General features: G+C 78.1%; 3 protein-coding genes. All 3 read right to left on the minus strand.

Annotated features, from left to right (window positions below):
- A partial coding sequence (locus tag ACFVFS_RS35390; protein WP_380629010.1) for a type I polyketide synthase occupies nucleotides 1-1,871 on the minus strand: 1,871 nt, incomplete at its 3' end.
- Nucleotides 1,872-1,915: 44 nt separating this feature from the next.
- A complete protein-coding gene (locus ACFVFS_RS35395) occupies nucleotides 1,916-12,181 on the minus strand; it encodes a type I polyketide synthase (RefSeq protein WP_380629012.1) in 10,266 nt (3,421 codons plus the stop codon).
- A 61-nt stretch (nucleotides 12,182-12,242) separates the two neighbouring features.
- Nucleotides 12,243-26,891 (minus strand): SDR family NAD(P)-dependent oxidoreductase, encoded by a 14,649-nt coding sequence (locus ACFVFS_RS35400; RefSeq protein WP_380629013.1) that lies wholly within the window; start codon nucleotides 26,889-26,891, stop codon nucleotides 12,243-12,245.
- Between the last annotated feature and the right edge of the window lie 10 nt (nucleotides 26,892-26,901).

Below are 26,901 nucleotides of genomic sequence, written 5' to 3' on the forward strand. Positions count from 1 at the left end.
GCCCCGCACACCTCGTCCACCGCCGCCGCGAACACCGGGAACGCCTCATAGAGCCCACGCCCCACACCCGCACACCGCACGCCCTGACCCGTGAACACCACGGCGTGCTTGCCCGCCCCCGCACCGCGCGGCACCACCCCGGTCACCGCCACCGGGGCCCCGGCCGTCCCGGCCGGCCGGGGGGCGCCGTCGGCGAGCGCCGTGAGGCCGGCGGTCAGCTCGGCGACGTCCCGGCCGAGCAGCACGGCACGGTGCTCCAGCAGGGCCCGGCCGGTGACGGAGGACCAGGCGACATCGGCGGGTCCGGCCTCCGGATGCTCACCGGCCCAGTCGCGCAGCCGGGCGGCCTGGTCCCGCAGCGCCTCGGGGGTCCGGGCCGACAGCACCCAGGGGACGAGTCCGCCCACCCCCGCCGCCGAGGTCGGCTCCGGCAGCGGCTCCGTCGGCTCTGTCGGCTCCGGGGCCTGTTCGATGATCACATGGGCGTTGGTGCCGCTGATCCCGAACGAGGACACCCCGGCCCGACGCGGCCGACCCGTCTCCGGCCACTCCACCGACTCCGCCAGCAGCTCCACCGCCCCCGCCGACCAGTCCACGTGCGGCGACGGCGCGTCCACATGCAACGACTTCGGCAGCAGACCGTGCCGCAGCGCCATCACCATCTTGATCACACCCGCCACACCCGCCGCCGCCTGGGTGTGACCGATGTTCGACTTCACCGACCCCAACCAGAGCGGCGCACCGGCCCGCTCACGCCCGTAGGTCGCCAGCAGCGCCTGGGCCTCGATCGGGTCACCCAGCGTCGTGCCCGTCCCGTGCGCCTCCACGACGTCCACCTCGTCCGTGGAGAGCCCCGCGTTCACCAGGGCCTGGCGGATCACCCGCTCCTGCGAGGGACCGTTCGGCGCCGTCAGACCGTTGGAGGCACCGTCCTGGTTCACCGCGCTGCCGCGCACCACCGCGAGGACGGGGTGCCCGTTGCGCACCGCGTCCGACAGCCGCTCCAGCAGGAGCAGGCCCACGCCCTCGCCCCAGCCGGTCCCGTCCGCCGCCGCCGCGAACGGCTTGCAGCGGCCGTCCGAGGCCAGCCCGTTCTGCCGGGAGAACTCCACGAAGGCGGTCGGCCTGGCCATCACGGTCACACCCCCGGCCAACGCCAGGTCGCACTCGCCGGCGCGCAGCGCCTGCGCCGCCGTGTGCAGGGCGACCAGGGACGAGGAGCAGGCGGTGTCCAGGGTCACCGCCGGGCCCTCCAGACCGAGCACGTAGGAGATCCGGCCCGAGACCACGGACATCGAGCCGCCGGTCACCCGGTGGCCCGCCACCGCCGGGGCGGTGTCCCGCCGGCCGCCGCCGTAGCCGAGCGCGGAGGCGCCGACGAAGACGCCCGTCCGGCTGCGCCGCAGCGAGAGCGGGTCGATGCCGGCGCGCTCCACGGTCTCCCAGGCGGTCTCCAGCAGCAGGCGCTGCTGCGGGTCCATGGCCAGCGCCTCGAAGGGCGAGATGCCGAAGAACTCCGCGTCGAACTCGGCGGCGTCGTAGACGAATCCGCCCTGCCGGGTGGCGGATCCGGCGGCGTCGTCCCCCTCCGGCCCGCTCTCCCAGCCGCGGTCGGCCGGGAAGGCGCCGATCGCGTCGGCGCCCTCCGCCACCAGGTGCCACAGGTCCTCGGCGGAGCGGACGCCGCCGGGCAGCCGGCAGCCGGTCGCGACGATCGCGAGCGGCTCCCGGGCCGCCTGTTCGGCCTCCCGCAGTCGCTGTTTGGTCTCGCGCAGGTCCGTGGCGGTCATCCGCAGGAAGTGGCGGAGCTTCTCCTCGTTCGACCCGCTGGACGGGTCCGGCGCGCTGGACGCGGCGGCCTCGGTGGACATCTGTGTACCCCTGTCGGTTCGAGAGATCCGGTGTGGACGGCTGCTCAGGAGATCCCGAACTCCTCCCCGAGGATGTCGAACATCTCGGCGTCGCTGGCGGTCCGCAGATCGCGGCCGCCCTCGGCCGCCGGGCGCGGCCCGCCGCGCAGCCGCTCCGCCAGCTCGGTCAGCCGGTCGGCGACGCGGTCGCGGTCCGCGGCGCCGGACAGCGCCGCCAGACCCGCCTCCAGCCGGTCCAGCTCGTCGAACGCCGTCACGTTCCGCGCGGTGTCGTCGAACAGTCCGGCACCGAGGTGGGCGGCCAGCGCCTGCGCCGTCGGGTGGTCGAAGACCAGCGTGGTCGGCAGCTCCAGCCCGGTGGCGGCGACCAGCCGGTTGCGCAGGCCGACGGCGGCCAGCGAGTCGAACCCGAGGTCGCGGAAGGGCCGTTCGGGCTCGATCTCGGCCGGGTCGGCGTGGCCCAGCTGGGCGGCGACCTCGGCGCACACCAGGGTGACCAGCGCGCCGTGGCGGTCGTCGGCGGACAGCCCGGCGAGGCGCTCGCGCAGCAGCTCGGGCGCCCGGTCACCGGCGCCGGGCTCCGCTTCGGCCGGCTCCGGGGTCTCGGCCGCGACCAGCTCCGCGATCAGCGGACGCGGGCGGGCGGCAGTGTAGCCGACCGCGAAGCGCGGCCAGTCGAGATCGGCGACGGTCACCCGGTCCAGGTCCTCCTCCAGGGCCTGACGCAGCGCCTCCAGGGCGAGTTCGGGGTCCATCGCCGCCACGCCGATCCGGTCGAGCGCCGCCGCGACGGCCTCGCCGTCCGACATCCCGCCGCCCGCCCAGCGGCCCCAGGCGACGGCGGTGGCGGCCCGGCCCTCGCCGCGTCGCCGGGCGGCGAGCGCATCGAGGTAGGCGTTGGCCGCCGCGTACGCGCCCTGGCCGGCTCCGCCCCACACCCCGGCACCCGAGCTGAAGAGCACGAAGGTCCCGGGTTCGTCGGCGCGCAGCAGTTCGTCCAGCGCGAGGGCGCCGCCGACCTTGGCGGCGACCGCCTCGGCCACGGACTCGCGGGTCATCCGGTCGAACGGCCCGCCGACCTCGGCGCCCGCCGCGTGGACCACGGTGTCCACCCGGACGCCCCGGCCGTGCAGGTCGGCGAGCAGGGCCGCGACCGCCGCACGGTCGCTGACGTCACAGGCGGCGATCTCCACCTCGGCGCCGGCCGCCGTCAACTCCTCGCGCAGGCCGGCGGCCCCGGGTGCGGCCTCGCCGCGTCGGCCGACCAGCACCAGGTGCTCGGCACCGGCCCGGAGCAGCCAGCGGGCGACGTGCCCGCCGAGCGCCCCGGTGCCGCCGGTGACCAGCGCGGTGCGGCCGGACTGCCAGGGGGTGTCCCGGCGCGGGGCGCCCTCGGCGTGCGGGAACCGGGCGAGGCGCCGGACGAAGGTGCCGAGCGGGCGGATCGCGACCTCGTCCTCCGCCGAGCCGGCACCGAGTACGGCGGCGAGGATCGCGGCGGAGCGCTCGTCGACGGCCTCGGGCAGGTCGACCAGGCCGCCCCAGCGCTCCGGGTGTTCGAGGCCGGCGACACGGCCGAGCCCCCAGAGGGCGGCGGCCGTCGCACTGGCCGGGGGTTCGCCGAGGGGGGAGACCGCGCCCCGGGTGGCGCACCAGAGCGGTGCGTCGAGTCCGGCGTCGCCGAGGGCCTGGACGAGCGTGGCCAGCCCGGACAGGGCCGGGGTCGGGTCTTCCTGGTCGGGTCCGGGGTCGGGCAGCAGCAGGACGCCGGAGGGCGAGGTCTCCCGCAGCCAGGCGGCGAGGTCGGCGCGCTCGGCCGGGACCCGGCCGGGCTCGGGGGCGAGCACCTCCGCACCGGCGGCGGTCAGCGCGTCCGCCACGGCGGCGCGCGCCTGCGCGTCGGCCGGGGCGAGGACCAGCCAGCGCCCGGTGAGCCGGCCGGGCGCGGCGGGGGCGTCCGTCCACGGCTCCCACCGCTCGGTGTAGCGCCAGGAGCGGACCACGGTGTCGGCCCGCCGGCGGGTGCGCCAGCTGGCGAGCGCGGGCAGCACCTCGTGCAGCGGCGCGTCCTCGCGGACGTCGAGCAGGGCGGCGAGGCCCTGCGCGTCGGAGGCCGCGACGGCGTCCCACAGGGTGCCGTCGACCGGGTCGCCGCTCACGGCGGCGGACCGCTTGGCGCGGTCCGGCAGCGCGGTCCCGCCGTCCGGGTCGAGCCAGTAGCGGCGGCCCTGGAAGGCGTAGGTGGGCAGGTCGACCCGGCGCACGCCGGGCCGGTGCAGCAGCCCGGCCCAGTCCACCGGCACGCCGCGGGCGAAGGCGGCGGCCAGTGCGCTGACCAGCTGCTCCGGACCGCCCGCGGCGCGCCGCAGGGTGTGCAGCACGGTGCCGGGGGTGGCGGCGCCGGCGATGAGGTCCTCCAGGGGCACCACCAGCCCGGGGTGCGGGCTGCACTCCAGGAACACGGTGTGCCCCTCCGCGAGGGCCGCGCGCACGGCGGTGTCCAGCCGGACGGTGCCGCGCAGGTTGTCGAACCAGTAGGAGCCCGCCAGCCGGTCCGGCGAGTCGACCGCTTCGCCGGTCAGCGTGGAGAACATCGGCACCCGGCCCGGCAGCGGGGCGACGTCCGCCAGCAGGGCGCGGAGCTCGTCCTGCAGCGGGTCCATGTGCGCGGAGTGCGAGGCGTAGTCGACCGGGATCCAGCGGGCCCGGACGTCCTCGCGCTCGCACCGCTCGACCACGGCCGACAGTGCCTCGATCTCACCGGAGAGCACCACGCTGGACGGCCCGTTGACCGCCGCCAGGGACAACCGGTCGTCCTCGGCCAGGAGTTCGGCGGCACGCTCGGCCGGGAGGCTCACCGAGAGCATCCCGCCGCCGGTCCCGGAGACCCGCCGCAGTGCCTGGGCGCGCCGCACCACCACCCGGACCGCGTCCTCCAACGACAGCAACCCGGCCACGTGCGCGGCGGCGATCTCGCCCTGCGAGTGCCCGATCACCGCGGCCGGCCGCACCCCGCACGACTCCCACCAGCGGGCCAGACCCACCATCACCGCGAACAGCACCGGCTGCACCACGTCCACCCGCTCCAGCAGCCCGCCGGAGCCGTCCCGCAGCACTCCGACCAAGGACCAGTCCGTCAGCGGGTCCATGAACCCGGCGCACTCCTCGATCGCGGCGGCGAACACCGGTGAGGCGTCGAGGAGTTCGACGGCCATCCCGGCCCACTGCGACCCCTGCCCCGGGAACACGAACACCGGTCCGGTGGCGGCGGCGCCCGGTCCGCCCGCGTCGCCCGGGAGCGCGTTCGGGGCGGTGGAGGCCGTCCCGTCCGCCACCGCCCGCAGCCCGGCGGCGATCTCGGCGCCGTCGCGGCCCCAGACCACCGCGCGGCGCTCCAGGGTGGCCCGCCCGGCGGCCAACGACCAGGCCGCGTCGGCGAGTGCGGCACCGGGGCGGGCGGTCAGCCACTGCCCGAGCCGCTCGGCCTGGTCCCGCAGCGCGCCCTCGGTCCGGGCCGAGAGCACCCAGGGCACCACCCCGGCCACGCCGGCGGGCCCCTCGGCGGCCGGCCCGGCGGGGGCCGCGGCGGCGGGCGCCTGCTCCAGGATGACGTGCGCGTTGGTGCCGCTGATCCCGAACGAGGACACCGCCGCGCGGCGCGGGCGGTCCAGCTCGGGCCAGGGGCGGCCCTCCGCGAGGACCTCGACCCGGCCGGCCGTCCAGTCCACGTGCGGGGTCGGCGCGTCGACGTGCAGGGTCTTCGGCAGCAGGCCGTGCCGCAGCGCCATGACCATCTTGATCACACCCGCCACACCGGCCGCCGCCTGGGTGTGGCCGAAGTTCGACTTCACCGAGCCGAGCCAGAGCGGCCGGTCCTCGGGGCGGTCCTGGCCGTAGGTGGCCAGCAGCGCCTGGGCCTCGATCGGGTCGCCGAGCACCGTGCCGGTGCCGTGCGCCTCCACCACGTCGACGTCGCCCGTGTCCAGCCGCGCGTTGGCCAGCGCCTGGCGGATCACCCGCTGCTGGGACGGCCCGTTGGGGGCGGTCAGGCCGTTGGAGGCGCCGTCCTGGTTGACCGCCGAGCCGCGGACGATCGCCAGCACGGGGTGCCCGTTGCGGCGGGCGTCGGAGAGCCGCTCCAGCAGCAGCATGCCGATGCCCTCGCCCCAGGCGGTGCCGTCCGCGCCGGCCGCGAAGGACTTGCAGCGGCCGTTCGGGGCCAGTCCGCGCTGGCGGGCGAACTCCACGAACACGCTCGGGGTCGACATGACCGTCACCCCGCCGGCCAGGGCGAGGTCGCACTCGCCGGTGCGCAGCGCGTGGCTCGCCCAGTGCAGCGACACCAGCGAGGAGGAGCAGGCCGAGTCCACGGTGACGGCCGCGCCCTCCAGGCCGAGGGTGTAGGCGACGCGGCCGGAGGCGACGCCGAAGGAGTTGCCGTTGCCGATGTACGCCTCCAGCTCGTCGTCGACGTCCTGGACGCGGCCGGCGGCGTAGTCCGAGTACATCAGCCCGGCGAAGACGGAGGTGTTGCTGCCGCGCAGCGAGAGCGGGTCGATGCCCGCCCGCTCGAAGGCCTCCCAGGAGGTCTCCAGCAGTAGGCGCTGCTGCGGGTCCATCGCCAGCGCCTCGCGCGGCGAGATCCCGAACAGCTCCGAGTCGAAGCGGTCGATGCCGCGCATGAACGCGCCCTCGCGGGTGTAGAAGCGCCCGGAGCGGTCCGGGTCCGGGTCGTACAGCCCGGCGAGGTCCCAGCCGCGGTCGGTGGGGAGCGGTGAGACGGTGTCGACGCCGTCGGCCACGCAGCGCCAGAGGTCCTCGGGGTCGGCGATGCCGCCGGGGAAGCGGCAGCTCATGGCGACGATCGCGATCGGCTCGTCCAGCGCCCGGGACGGGACGGCGACCGGGGCCCGGCCGTACTCGGGCAGGCTGAGCAGTTCGGTGCGCAGGAAGCGGGCGAGGGCGGTGGAACTGGGGTAGTCGAACAGGACGGTCGCCGGGAGCCGCAGGCCGGTCGCGGTGTTGAGGCGGTTGCGCATCTCCAGCGCGGTGAGCGAGTCGAAGCCCAGCTCGGTGAAGGCCCGGTCGGCGCCGACCGTCTCGGGGCCGGAGTGCCCGAGGACGACGGCGGCCTGCCGGCGGGTCAGGTCGGTGAGCAGTTGGACCTGCTCGGCCTCGGGGCGGCCGGCCAGGCGCTGGGCGAGCCTGCGGGCCTCCTCGCCGCCGGCCCGGCGCCGTGCGGGGACGAGTGCGCTGAGGATGACCGGCAGTTCGTCGAAGCGGCGCAGCGCGGCCAGGTCGAGCCGGACGGGGGCGAGCAGCGCGTCGTCCTGGGCGAGGGCGGCGTCGAACAGGGCGAGGCCCTGCTCGGCGGAGAGCGCGAGCACGCCGCTGCGGTCAATGCGGTGGCGGTCGGTGGCGGTGAAGTCCTCCCGCATCAGGCCGCTCTCCTCCTCCCACAGGCCCCAGGCCAGCGAGACGCCGGGCAGGCCGGCCGCCCGCCGGTGCTGGGCGAAGGCGTCCAGGAAGGCGTTGCCGGCCGCGTAGTTGGCCTGGCCGCGGCTGCCGATGACCCCGGCGACGGAGGAGTAGAGCACGAAGGCGGTCAGGTCGAGGTCGCGGGTGAGCTCGTGCAGGTGGAGGACGGCGTCCACCTTGGGGCGCAGCACGGGGCCGACGCGCGCGGGCGTCAGGGCGGCGATCACGCCGTCGTCGACGGCGCCGGCGGTGTGCACCACGGCGCGCAGCGGGTGTTCGGCGGGGACGGCGGCGAGCAGGGCCGCCAGGGCCTCCCGGTCCGCGGCGTCGCAGGCCGCGACCTCGGCCTCGGCGCCCAGGGCGGCGAGGTCGGCGACGAGGTCCGCGGCGCCGGGGGCGCTCGGGCCGCGCCGGCTGGTCAGCAGCAGCCGGCGGACGCCGTGGACCGCGGCCAGGTGCCGGGCGACGAGGGCGCCGAGCGCGCCGGTGCCGCCGGTGACGAGGACGGTCCCGTCCGGGTCGAAGGCGGGCCCGGCGGCCTCGGCGGGGGCGCCGCGGACGATCCGCGGGGCGTGCAGCACACCGGCGCGCACGGCGAGTTGGGGTTCTCCGGTCTCGGCGGCGGTCGCGGTGGCGGCGGCGAGGGCGGACACCGAGGCCGGGTCGTCGTCGAGGTCGACCAGGACGATCCGGTCCGGGTTCTCCGACATGGCGGAGCGTACCAGGCCGCCGACCGCGGCGGCGGCGAGGTCGCGCACCGGGTCGTCGGCGCCCACCGAGACCGCCCCGCGGGTCACCACGGCCAGCCGGGTGCCGGTGAGGCGGGGCTCGGCGAGCCAGGTCTGGACGGTCTCCAGGGCGCGGGTAACGGCGGTGTGCACGGCGTCCGCCGGCGGCAGGCCGGGGGCCTCGGCGGCAGGCCAGGGCAGCACGGCCACGGCCGGGGCGGGCAGGCCGTCGTCCAGGGCGCGGACGAGGGCCGCGAGGTCGGTGTGCCGGGAGGCGTCCGGAGCCGGGAGGAGGCCGCCGTCCCCGAACGCGCCGTCCCCGACCACCGCCCAGGTGCCGGCGGCGGGGGCGGCGGGCTGCGCCGGGTGGGGCAGCGCGGTCCAGCGCACGGCGTACAGCGGGTCCTGACGGGCCGTGGCGGCGGCGCGCAGCTTCTCCGCGGAGACCGGCCGCACGGAGAGCGAGCCGACCTCGGCGACCGGTCGGCCGTGGGCGTCGGCGAGGGTCAGGGTGACGGCCTCCGGTCCGGTGCGCCGCAGCCGTGCCCGGACCGCGGCGGCGCCGGGGGCGAACAGGCGCACGTCGCGCCAGGAGAACGGGAGCGAGACCGGTCCGGCGCCGGGGTCGGCGCGGTCCGCGAAGGCCGCGAGGCCGAGCAGGTGCTGGGTGGCGTCCATCAGCGCCGGGTGGACGCCGAAGCGGTCGGCGTCGTGGGCGACGGCCTCGGGCAGCGCGATCTCCCCGTACACGTCCTCGCCGTGGCGGGTGGCGGCGCGCACGCCGAGGAAGGCCGGACCGTAGGCGACGCCGGCGTCGGCGAGCCAGTCGTAGAAGCCGTCGAGCGGGACGGCGCCCTCCTCGGCCGGCGGCCAGGCCGGGGACTGCGCGGGGGCGGTCGCACCGGCGCGGGCCAGGGTGCCGACCGCGTGGCGGGTCCACGGCTCGGCGGCGTCGCCCGTGTCGGGCCGCGAGTGGATCGCGACGGCCCGCCGGCCGCCCCCGTCCGGGGCCTCCAGCCACAGCTGGAGCTGGAGGGCGCCGCGCTCGGGCAGGACCAGCGGCGCCTCCAGGGAGAGCTCCTCGACGAGTTCGCAGCCGGCCCGCCGACCGGCGTGCAGGGCGAGCTCCAGGAAGGCGGTGCCCGGCAGCAGCACGGTGCCGAGCACGACGTGGTCGCCGAGCCAGGGATGGCTGTCGAGCGAGAGCAGCCCGGTGAACAGCGAGCCGTGCCCGTCCGCGAGTTCGACCATGGCGCCGAGCAGCGGGTGGTCCGCCGGGCCCTGGCCGAGGCCGGTCGCGTCGGTGGCGCCGATGCCCGCGTCCAGCCAGAACCGGCGGCGCTCGAAGGCCTGGGTGGGCAGGTCGACCCGGCGCCGGCCGAGCGCGGCCGGGTCGGTGGCGGTGCCCGCGGTGAGGGCCGCCCAGTCCACCGCCGCGCCGCGCACGAAGGCCCGGCCGAGCGCCGTCAGGATGCCCCGGGCGGTGGGGCCCTCGCGGTCGGCGGTGGGGACGACGGCGACCGTCCGGTCGGCCTCTTCGGCGGCGAGGCACTCGGTGGCCATCGGCGTCAGCACGGCCCCGGGGCCGAGTTCGACGAACTCGGTCGCCCCGGCCGCCCGCAGCGCGCCGACCGCGTCGGCGAAGCGGACGGTGCCGCGCAGGTTGGCGGTCCAGTGGGCCGGGTCGCCCAGGCGCTCGGGGCTCGTGAGCGCGCCGGTGACGGTGGAGGCGAGCGGGATCCCCGGGCGACGCGGGCGCAGCCCCTCGACGACGGAGCCGAACTTCTCCAGCACCGGGTCCATCAGTTCGGAGTGGAAGGCGTGCGAGACCGGCAGCCGGGTGTGCCGCCAGCCGCGTTCGGCGCAGACGGCGCGGACCTGCTCGACGGCCCCGGCGGTGCCGGAGACCACCACGCTCGCGGGCCCGTTGACGGCGGCGAGCCCGACGCCGGCGATCGGGGCCAGGACGGCGGCGGCCTCGGCCTCGCCCGCCCCGACCGCGAGCATCGCGCCGCCGGCCGGCAGCGCGGCCATCAGCCGGGCGCGGGCGGCCACCAGGGTGACGGCGTCCTCCAGGGTGAGCGCCCCGGCCACGTGCGCGGCGACGATCTCGCCCAGCGAGTGGCCGGCCACGAAGTCGGGCGCCGGCGCCCACGCGGTCCACAGGCGGTAGAGGGCGACCTCGTAGGCGAACAGGGCCGGCTGGGCGACGCCGGTGTCCTCGGCCGCCGACCCGTCGGGCGCGCCGAGCAGCACCTCGCGGACGGAGAACGGCGTCAGGCCCTCGAAGGCGGCGCAGACCTCGTCCAGCGCGGCGGCGAACACCGGGAAGGCCTCGTACGCCTCGCGCGCCACGCCGCGGGTCCGGGTGCCCTGGCCGGTGAACAGGACGGCGGTGCGCCCGGTCCGGCGCGGTGCGGCGCCCTGGGGCGCGTCCGCGCCGCCGTCCGCGAGCCTGCCCAGCTCCGCGGCGAGTCCGGCGGGTTCGGTCCCCACCAGGACGGCCCGGTGCTCCAGCACGGCCCGTCCGGAGGCCAGCGACCAGGCCACGTCGGCCGGCCGGGCGCCGGGGTGCGCCAGCGCCCAGTCACGCAGCCGGGCGGCCTGGGCGCGCAGCCCGGCCTCGGTGCGGGCGCTGATCACCCAGGGCACCGGGGACGGCGAGGGCGCGGAGGACGGCGAGGGCGCGGAGGACGGCGAGGGCGCGGAGGACGGCGACGGGTCGGCGGGCGCCCCGTCCACGGCCGGCTCCTCCTCGATGATCACGTGCGCGTTGGTCCCGCTGACCCCGAAGGAGGAGACGCCGGCCCGGCGCACCCGCTCCCCCGCCGACCAGTCGACCGGCTCGGTCAGCAGCTCGACCCCGCCGGACGCCCAGTCGACCATGGGCGTGGGCTCCTGGGCGTGCAGGGTGCGCGGCAGCAGGCCGTGCCGCAGCGCCAGCACCGTCTTGATGACGCCGGCCACGCCGGCGGCGGCCTGGGTGTGGCCGAGGTTGGACTTCACCGAGCCGAGCCGCAGCGGCCGGCCCTCGGGGCGGCCCTGGCCGTAGGTGGCGAGCAGCGCCTGCGCCTCGATCGGGTCGCCGAGCACCGTGCCGGTGCCGTGCGCCTCGACCGCGTCCACGTCGGCCGGGGTGAGCCGGGCGCTGGCGAGGGCCTGGCGGATCACCCGCTCCTGCGCCAGATCGTTGGGCGCGGTCAGGCCGTTGGAGGCGCCGTCCTGGTTGACCGCCGACCCCCGCACCACGGCGAGCACGGAGTGCCCGTGGCGCCGCGCGTCGGAGAGCCGCTCGACCAGCAGCATGCCGACGCCCTCGCTCCAGCCGGTGCCGTCGGCCGCCGCCGAGAAGGACTTGCACCGCCCGTCCGCCGCCAGGCCGCGCTGGCGGGCGAACTCGTCGAAGGCGCCCGGGGTCGCCAGGACGGTGGCGCCGCCGGCGAGCGCGAGGTCGCACTCGCCGGCCCGCAGCGCCTGGCAGGCCAGGTGCAGGGCGACCAGCGAGGAGGAGCACGCCGTGTCGACGGTGACCGCCGCGCCCTCCAGGCCCAGGGTGTAGGCGATCCGGCCGGAGGCGACGCTGGTCAAGCTGCCGGTCAGCAGGTGGCCCTCGACCTCCTTGGGGACGCTGGGCAGCCGGGACAGGTAGTCGCTGGCGATCACGCCGACGAAGACGCCGGTCCGACTGCCGCGCAGCGAGGTCGGGTCGATCCCGGCCCGCTCGACCGCCTCCCAGGAGGCCTCCAGCAGCAGGCGCTGCTGCGGGTCCATCGCCAGCGCCTCGCGCGGCGAGATCCCGAAGAAGCCGGGGTCGAAGTCGGCCGCGTCGTCCAGGAAGCCGCCCCGGTAGGAGCCGGCGGCCGCGCTCTCGGCGTGCTCCCAGCCGCGCCCGGTCGGGATGCCGGTGATGGCGTCGCCGCCGGTGCGCACCAGCTCCCAGAGCTCCTCGGGCGAGCCGACCCCGCCGGGGTAGCGGCACTGCATGCCGACGATGGCGATGGGCTCGTGCCACCGGTCCTCGGCGTCGCGCAGCAGTGTCCGGGTTTCGTGCAGCTCGTTGGCCGCACGGCGCAGGTAGTCCCGCAGTTGCTCTTCGTTCGCCATCGTTGGTCTGCTCCGTGAGTGTCCGCGAGGGACGGGGATGCCCCAGCCCCGTGATGGGTGGTCAGCGATCGGTGCCGCGGTCGATGAAGTCGAACATCTCCTCGTCGGTGGCCGATCCGAATGCCTCGTGCACGGTCGGGACCTGAGGTTCCCCGGTGTTCTCCGCCCCGCCTCCGGCGAGTTCCCGGAGGCGCTGCGCCGCCTTGGCGCGGTCCTGTTCGCCGAGCAGGGCGAGCATCGCCTCGACCCGGTCGATCTCGCCGAGCACGGAGTCCCAGGAGACGGTGTGCTCTCGGCGCAGCAGGGTCCGCAGGTGGCGGCCGAGGGCGGCCGGGTTGGGGTGGCTGAAGACCAGCGTGGCCGGGAGGGCCAGGCCGGTCGCGGTGCGCAGCCGGTTGCGCACCGCGAGCGCGGTGAGCGAGTCGAAGCCGAGGTCCTTGAAGGCCGTTCCGGGGTCGATCTCCTCGGGGTCGGCGTGGCCGAGGACGGCGGCGGCGCCGGCCCTGACCAGGTCGACGAAGGCCTGTTCCTGCTCGTCCTCGGGCAGGTCCAGCAGGCGGGCGGCGACGGCGGGGCCGGTCTCGACCGGGCCGGCGGCCGGGCCCCGGCGGCGGTCCGTCACCAGGCCGGCGAGCAGCGGTGCCACGCCCCGGTCGCCGCGGCGCACGGCGGCGGTGTCGACGGCGAGCGGGAGGAGCGCGGCCTCCGGGCGGCCGAGCGCCTCGTCGAGCAGCGCCAGGGCCTCGGGTTCGTCGAGGGCCACCAGCCCGTCCGGGCGGGCGTCGCCCTCGCCCGCTCCCCCGCCAGCGGTGCCGGAGGCGTCCGCCGCCGCCCACGGGCCCCAGGCGAGCGCGAGGCCGGGCAGTCCCTGGGCGCGCCGGTGCTGGGCCAGGGCGTCGAGGAAGGCGGCGCCCGCGGCCCCCGCGGCGCGCTCCGGGTCGCCGGCCTGGCCGGCCCAGGAGCCGTGCAGGACGAAGGCGGCGAGGTCGAGGTCCCGGGTCAGCTCGTGCAGGTGCCAGGCCGCGTCGACGGTCGGGCGCAGCTCGGCCTCGGTGTCGTCGGCGGGGCCCGTGCCGTCGGTGCGCGGGGCCTCGGCCGCGTGCACCACGGCGCGCAGCGGGTGCTCCGCCGGTACGGCGGCCAGCAGCGCGGCCAGGGCGTCCCGGTCCGCGGTGTCGCAGTCGGCGAGTTCGACGGCGGCGCCGAGCCCGGTCAGCTCCTCGGCCAGGGCGGCCGTCCGCGGTGCCGTGGGGCCGGGGTCGGCGAGCAGCAGGCGGCGCACGCCGTGGGCGGCCACCAGCCGGCGGGCGGTGGCGGCGCCGAGGCGGCCGGCCGCGCCGGTCACCAGCACGGTGCCGTCCGCCGGGAGCCCCGGCCCGTCGGCGCCGACGGCCGGCGCCCGGCCGAGCACCGGTACGAGGACCTGCCCGGCGCGGACGGCGAACTCGGTCAGGCCCGCGTCCACGGCTGCCGCCAGGGCCTGCGGGGAGGTCTCGTGCCCGTCCAGGTCGGCGAGGACGATCCGGTCCCAGCCGGCCGAGCGCAGCAGCCCCCACAGGGCGGCGGCGGCCGGGTCGGCGACGCGGTCGCCGGGTTCGGCGAGCACCGCGTCCCGGGTGACCAGGACCAGGCGGGTGCCCTCGAAGCGCCGGTCCGCCGTGTACTCGCGCAGCAGCGAGAGCGTGCTGCGCAGCCGGTCGCGGACGGCCCGCGGCAGCGGCTGCCCGTCCGCCGGGGCGTCCGGGACCAGGGCGATCCGCTCCGGCACCGGCAGTCCGGCCGCCACCGCGGCGCCGAGGGCCGCCCAGTCGGTGTGGGTGCCGGCCGCGAGCTCGCGGGCGAGCGGGCCGGCGGCGCCGAGCACGGCCCAGGTCCCGCCGGTCGGCGCGGCGAGCGGCTGCTCCGGCGCCAGCCACTCCAGCCGGGTGAGCGCCGGGCGCTCCCGGCCCGCCGCGCGCAGTTCGGCGGCCGTCCAGGAGCGCAGCCGGACCGACTCGATCGCGGCGACGGACAGCCCCTGCTCGTCGGCGAGGTGCACGGCCAGGGTGTCCGGGCCGGTGGTGCGCAGCGTGAGCCGGACGGCCTGCCGGGTCCCCGGCAGGGCGGTGACGCCCTGCCAGGCGGACGGCAGCCGCACCTGGCCGTCGGCCGCGGGCTCGCCGGGGGCGAGGCCGAGCAGGGCCGCCTCCAGCAGCGCGGGGTGCAGGTCGTGGCGGGCGGTCGCCGCCTCGCCGCCGGTGTGGGCGGTCTCGGCGAACAGTTCCTCGCCGCGCTGCCAGGCGGCCCGCATCCCGGCGAAGGCCGGGCCGAGCCGCAGGCCGGTGCCGGCGAGCCGCTCGTAGGCGTCCGCGACGGACAGCGGGGTCGCGCCGATCGGCGGCCACTGCTCGGGGCGGGCGGCCGGGTGGTGGCCGCCGGGGGCCAGCGTGCCGGTGGCGTGCCGGGTCCAGGGGGCCTCGGCGGGCGCCTCCTCGGACCGCGAGTGCACGCTGACGGTGCGGGCGCCGGTGCCGTCCGGCACCTCCAGGGCGACCTGGACCCGTACCCCGGCCGTGGCGGGCAGCACCAGCGGGGTGTGGACGGTGAGCTCCTCCAGCACCGGGCAGCCGCTCTCGCCGCCGGCCCGCAGTGCGAGGTCGACGAGGAGGCTGCCGGGTACGGCGGCGGAGCCGAGCGCGAGGTGGTCAGCCAGCCAGGGGTGCGCGGCGCTGGACAGCCGCCCGGTGAAGACCGTCCCGGAGCCGTCGGCGAGGTCGACGCCGGCGCCGAGCACGGGGTGTTCGACCGCGGACTGCCCCCAGCCGGCGCCGGCGGAGCCGGTGGCGGTGGTGGGCTCGATCCAGTGGCGGCGGCGCCGGAAGGCGTAGCCGGGCAGGTCGACCCGCGCCGCGCCGTCGTGGGCGAGCAGTCCGGGCCAGTCGACGTCCAGGCCGCGGGCGTGGGCGTCGGCCAGCGCGGTGACCAGCCGGTCCGCGCCGCCGTCGCCCCGGCGCAGGGTGCCCAGCACCGCCGCGGGGACGCCGAGCCCGTCGAGGGTGTCCCCGACCGGCACGAGCAGGCCGGGGTGCGGGCTGCACTCCAGGAAGGCGTCGTGGCCGTCCGCCGCGGCGGCGCCGATCGCGCTCTCGAACAGGACGGTGCGGCGCATGTTCTCGAACCAGTAGGCGGCGTCCAGCGGGGTCTCTTCGTCGAGCAGCCCGCCGGTGACGGTGGAGTACATCGGGACGCGGCCCGGCAGCGGGCGCAGGTCCGCGAGCAGGCGGGTGATCTCCTCGCGGGCGGGGTCCATCTGCGCGGAGTGCGAGGCGTAGGCGGCCGGCACCCAGCGGGCGCGGGTGCCGGCCTCCTCGCAGCGGGCCGCGATCGCCGCCAGGGCGTCCGTGTCGCCGGAGAGCACCACGCCGGTCGGGCTGTTCACGGCGCCGAGCGACACCCGGTCGCCGGCGCCGACCGCGTCGATCTCGGCGCGGGCGAGGTCCGCGGTCAGGGCCACCGCGAGCAGGCCGCCGTGGCAGGCGTCGACCGTCTGCACGGCCCTGACCCGCATCACCGCGACCCGGGCGGCGTCCGCCAGGGAGAGCCGGCCGGACACGTAGGCGGCGGCGGCCTCGCCCTGGGAGTGGCCGATCACGGCGGCCGGGCGCACCCCGCAGGACTCCCACCAGCGGGCGAGGCCGACCATCACGGCGAACAGGACGGGGTGCAGCACCTCGACCCGGGCGAGCGTGGACTCGGTGCGCTCGTCGGTGCCGCGCAGCACGTCGAGCAGCGACCAGCCGGTGACCAGCGGGTCGACGGCCTCCGCGCACTCGGCCACGGCCTGCGCGAACACCGGGCTGGTGTCCAGCAGTTCGGCCGCCATGCCGAGCCACTGGGAGCCCTGGCCGGGGAAGACGAAGACCGGTCCGGGGCCGGAGGCCAGCACGCCCGGGGCCTCCACCGCCCCGTCGGCCAGCTCGCCGAGAGAGGCGATCAGTTCGGCGGCGTCCCGGCCGCGGGCCACCGCCCGGTGGTCGAAGGCGGCCCGGCCGGTCGCCAACGACCAGGCCACGTCCGCGGGTTCGGCCTCCGGGTGGCGCAGGAACCAGTCCCGCAGCCGGACGGCCTGGGCGCGCAGCGCCTCGCCGGTGCGGGCGGACAGCGGCCACGGCACCACGCCGGCCACGCCCGGCACCCGCGGGGCGGGCGGCGCGGCCCGGTCGGGCGCCGGCTCCTCCTCGGGGGCCTGTTCCAGGATGATGTGCGCGTTGGTGCCGCTGACGCCGAAGGAGGAGACGGCGGCGCGGCGCGGGCGGCCGGTCTCCGGCCAGGCCCGGTGCTCGGTGGCCAGCGCGACGTGGCCGGAGGCCCAGTCGACGTGCGGGGTCGGCTCGTCGGCGTGCAGGGTGCGCGGCAGTTCGCCGTGGCGCAGTGCGAGCACCATCTTGAGCACGCCCGCGATGCCGGCGGCGGACTGGGTGTGGCCGATGTTGGACTTGATCGATCCCAGCCAGAGCGGCCGGTCGGCGGTGTGCTCGCGGCCGTACACGGCGAGCAGGGCCTGTGCCTCGATCGGGTCGCCGAGCCGGGTGCCGGTGCCGTGCGCCTCGACCGCGTCGACCTCGGCCGGGGTGAGCCCGGCGTTGCCGAGCGCCTGGCGGATGACCCGCTGCTGGGACGGCCCGTTGGGCGCGGTGAGCCCGTTGGAGGCGCCGTCCTGGTTGGTCGCGGAGCCGCGCACGACGGCGAGGACGCGGTGGCCGCGGCGCCGGGCGTCGGAGAGCCGCTCGACGAGCACGAGGCCGACGCCCTCGCCCCAGCCGGTGCCGTCGGCCGAGGCCGCGAACGGCTTGCAGCGGCCGTCCGGCGCCAGGCCGCGCTGGCGGCTGAACTCGACGAAGGCGTGCGGCGAGGTGAGCACCGCGACGCCGCCGGCGAGGGCGAGGTCGCACTCCCCGGAGCGCAGCGCGGCGGCCGCGAGGTGGAGGGCGACCAGGGAGGAGGAGCAGGCGGTGTCGACCGTGACGGCCGGGCCTTCGAGGCCGAGCACGTAGGAGACCCGGCCGCTGATGACGCTGGTGGCGGTGCCGGTGAGCAGGTAGCCCTCCTGGCCCTCGGCCACCGCTCCCGAGGCGGTGTGGTAGTCCTGCGCCATCGCGCCGACGAACACGCCGGTGGCGGAGCCGCGCAGCGAGGTGGGATCGATGCCGGCGTGCTCGAAGGTCTCCCAGGCGGTCTCCAGCAGGACGCGCTGCTGGGGGTCCATCGCGGCGGCCTCGCGCGGCGAGATGCCGAAGAACTCGGCGTCGAAGGCGACGGCGTCGTCGATGAAGCCGCCCTCGCGCACATAGGACTTGCCGGGGCGGTCGGGGTCGGGGTCGAAGAGGGTGTCGAGGTTCCAGCCGCGGTCGCGCGGGAACGGCGTGATGGCGTCGCCGCCCTCGGCGAGCATCCGCCACAGGTCGTGCTCGTCGGCGACGCCGCCGGGGTAGCGGCAGCCCAGGCCGACGATCACGATCGGGTCGTCGGCGGTGTCGGGGGTGCGCGGCGCGGGCAGGGCGGGCGCCGCCGGTGCGGAGGAGCCGAGGAGTTCGGCGCCGATGTGCTCGGCGAGCACCTCGGGGGTCGGGTGGTCGAAGACCAGGGTCACGGGCAGCCGAAGCCCGGTCGCGGCGGTGAGCCGGTTGCGCAGTTCGACCGCGGTGAGCGAGTCGAAGCCGAGCGCCTTGAACGGGCGTCCGCGCTCGATCGTCTCGGCCCCGGCGTGGCCGAGGACGGCCGCGGTCTCCTGGCGGACCAGGGTGGTGAGGGTCTGCCGGCGGCGGTCCTCGGGCAGCCGGGCGAGGCGCTGCGCGAAGGCGGCGGTGTCCGGGTCGGGTCCGGCGGCGGCCCGCCGGGGCCGGGAGCCCGGCAGGGAGCGCAGCAGGTCGCGCAGCAGGGCGGGGGCGCCGTCGGCCCCGCGCAGCGCGGCGAGGTCCAGGTGGGCGAGCACCGCGGCCGGGTGGTCGGCGGCGCGCGCGGCGTCGTACAGCGCGAGCGCGTGCTCGGTCTCCAGGGCGGCGACGCCGGTGCGGGCGATCCGGTCGAGGTCGGCCCGCTCCAGGTGGCCGGTCATCCCGCTGGCCTGCGCCCACAGGCCCCAGGCCAGCGAGGTGGCGGCCAGGCCGCGGGAGCGCCGGTGCTGGGCGAGCGCGTCCAGGTAGGCGTTGGCGGCCGCGTAGTTGGCCTGTCCGGCGCCGCCGAAGGTGCCCGCCATCGAGGAGAAGAGCACGAATTCGGCGAGGTCCCGGTCGAGCGTCAGGTCGTGCAGGTTCCGGGCGGCGTCGGTCTTGGGGCGCAACACGCGGTCGAGCTGCTCGGGGGTGAGCGCGTGCAGGGCGGCGTCGTCGATGGCGCCGGCCGCGTGCACCACGGCGGTGAGCGGGTGCCCGGGGTCGACGGTGGCGAGCAGGGCGGCCAGCGCGTCCCGGTCGGCGGCGTCGCAGGCCTCGATCCGCACCTCGGCGCCGAGGGCGGTGAGGTCGGCGGCGAGGTCGGCGGCGCCGTCGGCGGCCGGGCCGCGGCGGCTGGTCAGCAGCAGGTGCCGGGCGCCGTGCCCGGTGACGAGGTGGCGGGCGAGCAGGGCGCCGAGGGTGCCGGTGCCGCCGGTGATCAGGACGGTGCCGTCCGGGTCGGCGGCGCCGGTGACGGTGGGCGGCAGGGTCAGCACGATCTTGCCGGTGTGCCGGGCCTGGCTGAGGTGGCGGAAGGCGGCGACGGCGTCGCGGACGTCCCAGGTGGTGACGGGCAGCGGGGCGAGCGCGCCGTCGGCGAACAGGGTGCCGAGGTCGGTGAGGATCTGCTGGATCCGGTCGGCGCCCGCGTCCATGAGGTCGAACGCCCGGTAGTCGGTGCCGGGGTGGGCGGCGGTCACCGCGTCGCGGTCGCGGATGTCGGTCTTGCCCATCTCCAGGAAGCGGCCGCCGGGGCCGAGCAGGCGCAGCGAGGCGTCGACGTACTCCTGGGCGAGCGAGTTGAGCACGAGGTCGAAGCCCCGGCCGTCGCGGGCGGTGCGGAACCGCTCCTCGAAGCCGAGGTCGCGGGAGGAGGCGAGGTGCTCGTCGTCCAGGCCGAGGGCGCGCAGCACCGGCCACTTGGCGGGCGAGGCGGTGCCGTGGACCTCCAGGCCCCAGTGGCGGGCGAGTTGCAGGGCGGCCATGCCGACGCCGCCGCTCGCGGCGTGCAGCAGCAGCGACTCGCCGGGCCGGACCCGGCCGAGGTCGACCAGGCCGTAGTAGGCCGTGAGGTACACCACCGGCACGCTCGCCGCCTGCGGGTACGTCCAGCCGTCCGGGACGGGGGCGAGCAGGCGGCGGTCGGTCACCGCGAGCGGGCCGGTGCCGCCGGAGAACAGGCCCATGACGCGGTCGCCGGGGGCGAGGTCGCGGACCTCGGCGCCGACCTCGACCACCACGCCGGCGCCCTCGCCGCCGGGCGGCCGGGTGTCGGCGACCATGCCGAGGGCGACCACCACGTCGCGGAAGTTGAGGCCCGCGGCGCGCAGCGCGACCCGGACCTCGCCGGGGGCGAGCGGGCGGACGCCGTCCTCGTGGGGCACCAGGGCCAGGCCGTCGACGGTCCCGGTGCCGGTCAGGTCGAGGCGCCAGGCGTCGGTGCCGGCCGGCACCGCCAGGCGCTCGGCCGGGCCGCTCCGGGTGAGCCGGGGCGCCGCCGCGGTGCCGGAGCGCAGGGCGAGCTGCGGCTCTCCGCAGGCCAGGGCCGCCCCGAGGGCGGTGTGGGAGTCGGGGTGCCGGTCGAGGTCGACCAGCACGATCCGGCCGGGGTGCTCGGTCTGCGCGGAGCGCACCAGGCCCCAGACCGCGGCCGCGCCGAGGTCGTCGACCGCCTCCCCGTACGGGCCGGGCACGGCGCCGCGGGTGAGCACCACCAGCGGGGTGGTGGCGAACCGCTCGGCGGCGAGCCAGGACTGCAGGAACGCCAGCACCCGCCGGGTTTCGGCGCGGACGGCCTGCGGGCTGCCGTCGGTGGCGCAGGTGAGCGCGACGGCGTCGGGCGGCGGGGCGCCGGGGTCGAGCGCGGCCGGGTCGGCGATCGCGGTCACGGTGGCGCCGGCCGCGCGCAGGTCCGCCCCGGCACCGAGTCCGTCGGGCCCCGCCAGGACCCAGCCGCCGAGCGGGGCGGGCTGCGGCAGCGTCAGCGGCGGCCAGGCGACGGGGTGGAGGTCCTGGTGCGCGCCGGTCGGGGCGGGGGCGAGGCCGCCCGCGGTGAGCGGCCGGGAGAGCAGGGTGTCGACGGTGGCGACGGGCGCGCCGGTGGGGTCGGTCAGGGCGAGGGTGACGGCGTCCGGGCCGCTGCGGCCGAGCCGTACGCGCAGCGTGCGGGCGCCGACGGCGTACAGGCGCACACCCGTCCAGGCGAACGGGAGGCCGACGCCCCGGCCCTCGTCGTCCGCGCCGTCGAGCGCCCCGGCGGTGTGCAGGGCGGCGTCGAGCAGCGCGGGGTGCAGCGCGAACCGTCCGGCGTCGTGGTCGTCCCCGGCCAGGGCGACCTCGGCGAGCAGGTCGCCGTCGTGCCGCCAGGCGGCGCGCACCGCGCGGAACAGCGGGCCGTACTGGTAGCCGGCGACGGCCAGCCGCTCGTAGAGGCCGTCGGTGTCCAGCGGTTCGGCGCCGGGCGGCGGCCACGCCGTGTCGTCGGCGGCGGGTTCCGTACCGGGCTGGGCGGGTGCCAGGAGGCCGGAGGCGTGCCGGGTCCACGGGCCCGGCTCGGCGGTGTCGGGGCGCGCGTGCACGGTGAGCGCCCGGCGCCCGTCCTCGTCCGGGGCGTCGAGGTGGACCTGGAGCTGGACGGCCCCGCGCTCGCGCAGGGTCAGCGGCGCCTCCAGGGTCAGCTCCTCGATCACCGTGCAGTCCGCCGACTGACCTGCCTGGAGGGCCAGTTCGACGAGCGCCGTGCCGGGGAGCAGCACGGTGCCGAGCACGGCGTGGTCGGCGAGCCAGGGATGGGTGGGCAGCGAGATCCGGCCGGTGAGCAGGTGCCGGTCGTCCCCGGCCTGGGCGAGGGCGGCGCCGAGCAGCGGGTGGTCGGCGGAGCGCAGGCCGAGCCCTTCGGCGTCGGCGGCGGCCGGGGCGGACTCCAGCCAGTAGCGTTCGCGCTGGAAGGCGTAGGTGGGCAGTTCGGTGCGCAGCGGCGCGCGGTGGGCGTGCAGCGCGGCCCAGTCGACGGGCACCCCGCGCACGGACAGGCCGGCCGCCGCGGTCAGCAGGCGGTGCAGGGTGTCCGCGTCGCGCTGGAGCGAGCCGACGACCAGGGCGTCCGTCCCGGCCTCCTGGGCGGTCTGCTCGACGGCCGGGGCCATCACCGGGTGCGGGCTGGTCTCGACCAGCGTGGTGTACCCGTCGCGCAGCAGCGCGCGGGTGGCCCGCTCGAAGGCGACGGTCTCGCGCAGGTTGCGGTACCAGTACTCGGCGTCCAGGGCGGTGCCGTCCAGCGGCTCGCCGGTGACGGTGGAGTAGAACGCCACCGCCGGGGTCGGCCTCGGGGCGATGTCGCCGATGCCGGCGAGGAGTTCGTCGCGGACGCGCTCGACGGCGGCGGAGTGCGCGGCGTAGTCGACGGGCAGCCGGCGGCTCCGCACGCCCTGGGCCTCGCACCGCTCGCCCAGCGCGTCCAGGGCGGCGGCGTCGCCGGAGACGACCACCGCGCCGGGTCCGTTGACGGCCGCGATGCCGAGCCGCCCGGGCAGGTCGGCGATCAGCTGCTCGGCCTGTGCGGCCGCGGCGGCCAGCGACATCATGCCGCCGCCGCCCGCGATGGCGCGCAGCGCCCGGCTGCGCAGTGCGACGATCCGGGCGGCCTCCTCCAGGGTGAGCGCGCCGGCCACCTGGGCGGCGGCGATCTCGCCCTGGGAGTGGCCGACGACGGCGGCCGGTTCGACGCCGAGCGAGCGCCACACCGCGGCGACGGACACCATGACGGCGAACAGCGCGGGCTGGACGACGTCGACGCGGTCCAGCGAGGCGGCTCCGGGGCGCTGCAGCAGCACGTCGAGCAGCGACCAGTCGGTGTGCGGGGCGAGGGCGGCGTCGCAGGCGCGGATGTGCTCGGTGAACACCGGGGACCGGTCCAGCAGCCGGGTGCCCATACCGACCCACTGCGAGCCCTGTCCGCCGAACACGAGGACCGTCCGGCCGGGCCGGCCGGCGGCGCCGGTGACGAGCCCGGGGTGCGCCGCGTCGGTGCTCAACGCGTCGAGGCCGGCAAGGAGTTCGGCCGGGTCGGCGGCGACGAGCACGGCGCGGTGGTCGAGTGCGGCTCGGGTGGTGGCGAGCGCGTGGGCGGTGTCGGCGGGCCGGGCGGCGGGGTGCGCCGCCAGGTGGGCGCGGAGCCGGACGGCCTGGTCGCGCAGGGCCGCCGGGGTCGCGCCGGACAGCGGCCAGACCAGCGCGGGCGGCTCCGGCTGCGGCTCGGCGGGCGGGACCGCGGCCTCCTCCACCGGGTCGCCCTGTTCCAGGATCACGTGCGCGTTGGTGCCGCTGACGCCGAAGGAGGACACCCCGGCCCGGCGGGGCCGGCCGTCCTGCGGCCAGGGCGCCGGTTCGGTGAGCAGCGAGACGGCGCCGGACGCCCAGTCGACGTGCGGGGTGGGCGCGTCCACGTGCACGGTGGCGGGCAGTTCGCCGTGCCGCATCGCCATGATCATCTTGATCACGCCGGCCACCCCGGCGGCGGCCTGGGTGTGGCCGAGGTTGGACTTCACCGAGCCGAGGCGCAGCGGCCGCTCGGCCGGCCGGTCCTGGCCGTAGGTGGCGAGCAGCGCGTGCGCCTCGATCGGGTCGCCGAGGGCGGTGCCCGTGCCGTGCGCCTCGACCGCGTCGACCTCGGCCGGGGTGAGCCCGGCCTGGGCGAGGGCATCGCGGATCACCCGCTCCTGGGCGAGGCCGTTGGGCGCGGAGAGGCCGTTGCTCGCGCCGTCCTGGTTGACCGCGCTGCCCCGGACCACCGCGAGGACGGGGTGGCCGTTGCGCCGCGCGTCGGAGAGCCGTTCGACCAGCAGCAGGCCCACGCCCTCCGACCAGGCCGTGCCGTCGGCGCCGGCCGCGAAGGACTTGCAGCGCCCGTCCGGGGCCAGGCCCCGCTGGCGGGAGAACTCGACGAAGGTCGAGGGGCTGGACATCACCGTCACCCCGCCGGCGAGGGCGAGGTCGCACTCCCCCCGGCGCAGTGCCTGGCCGGCCAGGTGCAGCGCGACCAGCGAGGAGGAGCAGGCGGTGTCGACCGTCACCGCCGGGCCCTCCAGTCCCAGGGTGTAGGCGACCCGCCCGGAGGCGATGCTGCCGGCGCTGCCGTTGCCGAGGTAGCCGTCGACGCCCTCGGGAACGGCCGCCAGCCGGGAGGCGTAGTCGGCGTACATCAGGCCGGCGAAGACCCCGGTGCGGCTGCCGCGCAGCGAGCGCGGGTCGATGCCGGCCCGCTCGATCGCCTCCCAGGAGGCCTCCAGCAGCAGGCGCTGCTGCGGGTCCATGGCCAGCGCCTCGCGCGGGCTGATCCCGAAGAAGCCGGGGTCGAAGCGGTCGGCGTCGTACAGGAACCCGCCCTCGCGGACGTACGAGGTGCCGGGGTGGTCCGGGTCGGGGTGGAAGAGGTTCTCGATGTCCCAGCCGCGGTTGTCGGGGAAGGCCGCGATGGCGTCGGTGCCCTCGTGGACCAGCCGCCAGAGGTCCTCGGGGCTCTCCACCCCGCCGGGGTAGCGGCAGCCGACGGCGACGATCGCGATCGGTTCCTCGGTCGCCCGGACCGGGGCGGCGGCGCGCGGGCGGCGCGGCGCGTCGAGCAGTTCGGCGCGCAGGTGCCGGCCGAGGGCGCCCGCGGACGGGTGGTCGAACAGCACGGTGGCGGGCAGCCGCAGGCCGACCGCGCCGTTCAGCCGGTTGCGCAGTTCGAGCGCGGCGAGCGAGTCGAGGCCCAGTTCGCTGAACGCGCGGTCCGGGTCGATCGCCCCGCCGTCCCGGTGCCCGAGGACCGCGGCGGCGTGGGTGCGCACCAGGTCGACCAGTTGGCGCTCCTGCTCGGCCGCCGGGGCGGCGGCCAGCCGGCGGACCAGGGCGCGGCCGGTGCCGGGGCCCGGCCGCTCGGCCCCGGGCCTCCGGGCGGCCAGTCCCGCCAGGACCGGCGGCAGGTCGTCGCCGCCGAGGCGGGCCGGGTCCAGCCGGACCGGCGCCAGGACGGCCTCCGGCCGGGCCAGCGCCGCGTCGAACAGGGCGAGGCCGAGACCGGCGTCCAGCGGCTGGACCCCCAAGCGGGCCATCCGCTGCCGGTCGGTCGCGCCCAGGCCGGCGGTGAGCGTGCTGTCCTGCTCCCACAGGCCCCACTGCAGCGAGACGGCGGGCAGGCCCTCGGCGCGGCGGCGCTGGGCGAGCGCGTCGAGCACCAGGTTGGCGGCGGAGTAGGCGGCCTGGCCCGGGTTGCCGGTGAGGCCGGCGGCCGAGGAGAACAGCACGAACGCCCGCAGGTCCAGACCGGCCGTCAGCTCGTGCAGGTGCAGTGCCGCGTCGGCCTTGGGCCGCAGGACGCGGTCCACCCGCTCGGGGGTCAGCCCCGGGAGCAGGCCGTCGTCGACGACGGCCGCCAGGTGGACCACCGCGGTGAGCGGGTGCTCGGCCGGGACGGTCGCGAGCACCCGCGCCAGCTCGGCGCGGTCGGCGACGTCGCAGGCGGCGAACTCGGCCCGGGCACCGGCCTCGGCGAGCTCGGCCCGCAACTCCCGCACCCCGGGGGCGTCGGCGCCGCGCCGGGACACCAGCAGCAGGTGCCGCACGCCGTGCGCCGCGACGAGGTGCCGGGCCACCAGGGCGCCCAGGGCGCCGGTGCCGCCGGTGACCAGCACGGTGCCGCCCTCCGCGAACCCGGGCGGGGTGGGGGCGGCCGGGAGGGCCGGCGCCCGGCGCAGCCGGGGTGTCAGCAGGGCCGCGCCGCGCAGCGCCGCCTCCGGCAGGGCGCCGGCCGCGGCGATCGCCTCGGGCCGGGCGTCGGCGGGGTCGGTGCCGTCCGGCAGGCCGGCACCCGCCTCCAGGTCGAGCAGGGCGAAGCGGTCGGGGTGCTCGGAGCGCGCGGCCCTGATCAGGCCCCACACCGCGGCTTCGGCGGGGTCGGGCGAGCCGGTGCCGTTCACCGCGAGAGCGCCCCGGGTCGTGACCAGCAGGCGCGCGGCGGCGAACCGCTCGTCCGCGAGCCAGGCCTGGGCGACGGCGAGCGCCTCGTGCACGGCGGCCCGGACGGCCTGCGGCCCGGCGGCCGGGTCCTGACCCGTCCGGGGGGCGAGCAGGACCGCGTCGGGCGGCGGGGTTCCCGCGTCGGCCGCCGCGGCCAGCTCGGCGAGGTCCGGGTACCGGGGGGCGTCGAACCGTGCCGCGAACGCGGCCGGCTCCGGGTCGTCCCCGCCGCCCACGACCGCCCAGCGCGTGGGCGGTTCGACGGCCGGGGCCTGGACCCAGTCCAGGTCGAAGAGGTGGTCGGCGGCGGGCGCCGCGGCCGTCGGCAGCTGCTCCCGGGAGAGCGCGCGCACCGTCAGGGTCTCGACCGAGAGGACGGCCCGGCCGTCCGCGTCCGCCGCCGCGACGGCGATCGTGTCGGCGTCCAGTGGCAGCAGGCGCACCCGCAGCGCCCGGACTCCGCCCGCGTGCAGCCGCACGCCGCGCCAGGAGAACGGGAGCCGCACCCGGGTGCCGAGGTCCTCGGCGTTCCCGGTCGCCGCCGGGGCCAGCCCGAGCGGGTGCAGCGCGGCGTCGATCAGGGCCGGGTGCAGCCCGAACCGGCCGCCGGCCGCCTCCTCGGGGAGGACGACCTCGGCGAACAGCTCGGAGCCGCGCTGCCAGGCCGCCCGCAGGCCGTGGAAGGACGGGCCGTAGCGCACCCCGGCGTCGGCCGCGTCGGCGTACAGCTCGTCCACCTCGACCGGCTCCGCGCCGGCCGGCGGCCAGACGGCGAGTGCCTGCTGAGCCGGGGTGTCCCGGGTGTCCTCGGAGTCCTGGGTGTCCTCGGCGCCCTGGCCGGGTGTCAGCGCGCCGGTGGCGTGCAGGGTCCAGGCGTCGTCCGGCCCGGCGGGCCCTTCGGCGCGCTCGGGGCGGGCGTGCACGGTGACCGGCCGCAGGCCGAACGGGTCGGGCGCGCCGACGGTGACCTGGACCTGCACTCCCCCGGTCCGCGGCACGGCCAGCGGCGCCACCAGGGTCAGTTCGTCCACGCGTGCGCAGCCGAGCCGGGCGCCGGCGTGCAGCGCGAGTTCGAGGAGGGCCGCCCCGGGCAGCAGCACGGTGTCCAGCACCGCGTGGTCGGCCAGCCACGGGTGGGTGTCGAGCGAGAGGCGCCCGGTGAACAGCACGCCGTCGCCGTCCGCGAGGCCGACCACCGCGCCCAGCAGCGGGTGGTCCACCGCGCCCTGCCCCAGGCCGGCGGCATCGCCCGCGCCGGTGCCGGCGTCGAGCCAGAAGCGCTGCCGCTCGAACGCGTACGTCGGCAGCTCTCCGGTGCGGCAGCGGGCGGTGGCCGCGTCGATGCCGATCACCGCCGTCCAGTCGACCGCGCCGCCGCGGACGAACAGCCGTGCCAGGGCCGTCCGGAGGGCGAGGACCCGGTCGCGGTCCCGCTGCTGGGCGGGGACGGCGGCGGTGTCCGTGCCGGCCGTGCACTCCACGACCATCGGGGTCAGCGCCGCCTCAGGACCCAGCTCCACGAACACCGAC

The sequence above is a fragment of the Kitasatospora sp. NPDC057692 genome (genome assembly GCF_042799475.1).
Taxonomy (GTDB): Bacteria; Actinomycetota; Actinomycetes; order Streptomycetales; family Streptomycetaceae; genus Kitasatospora.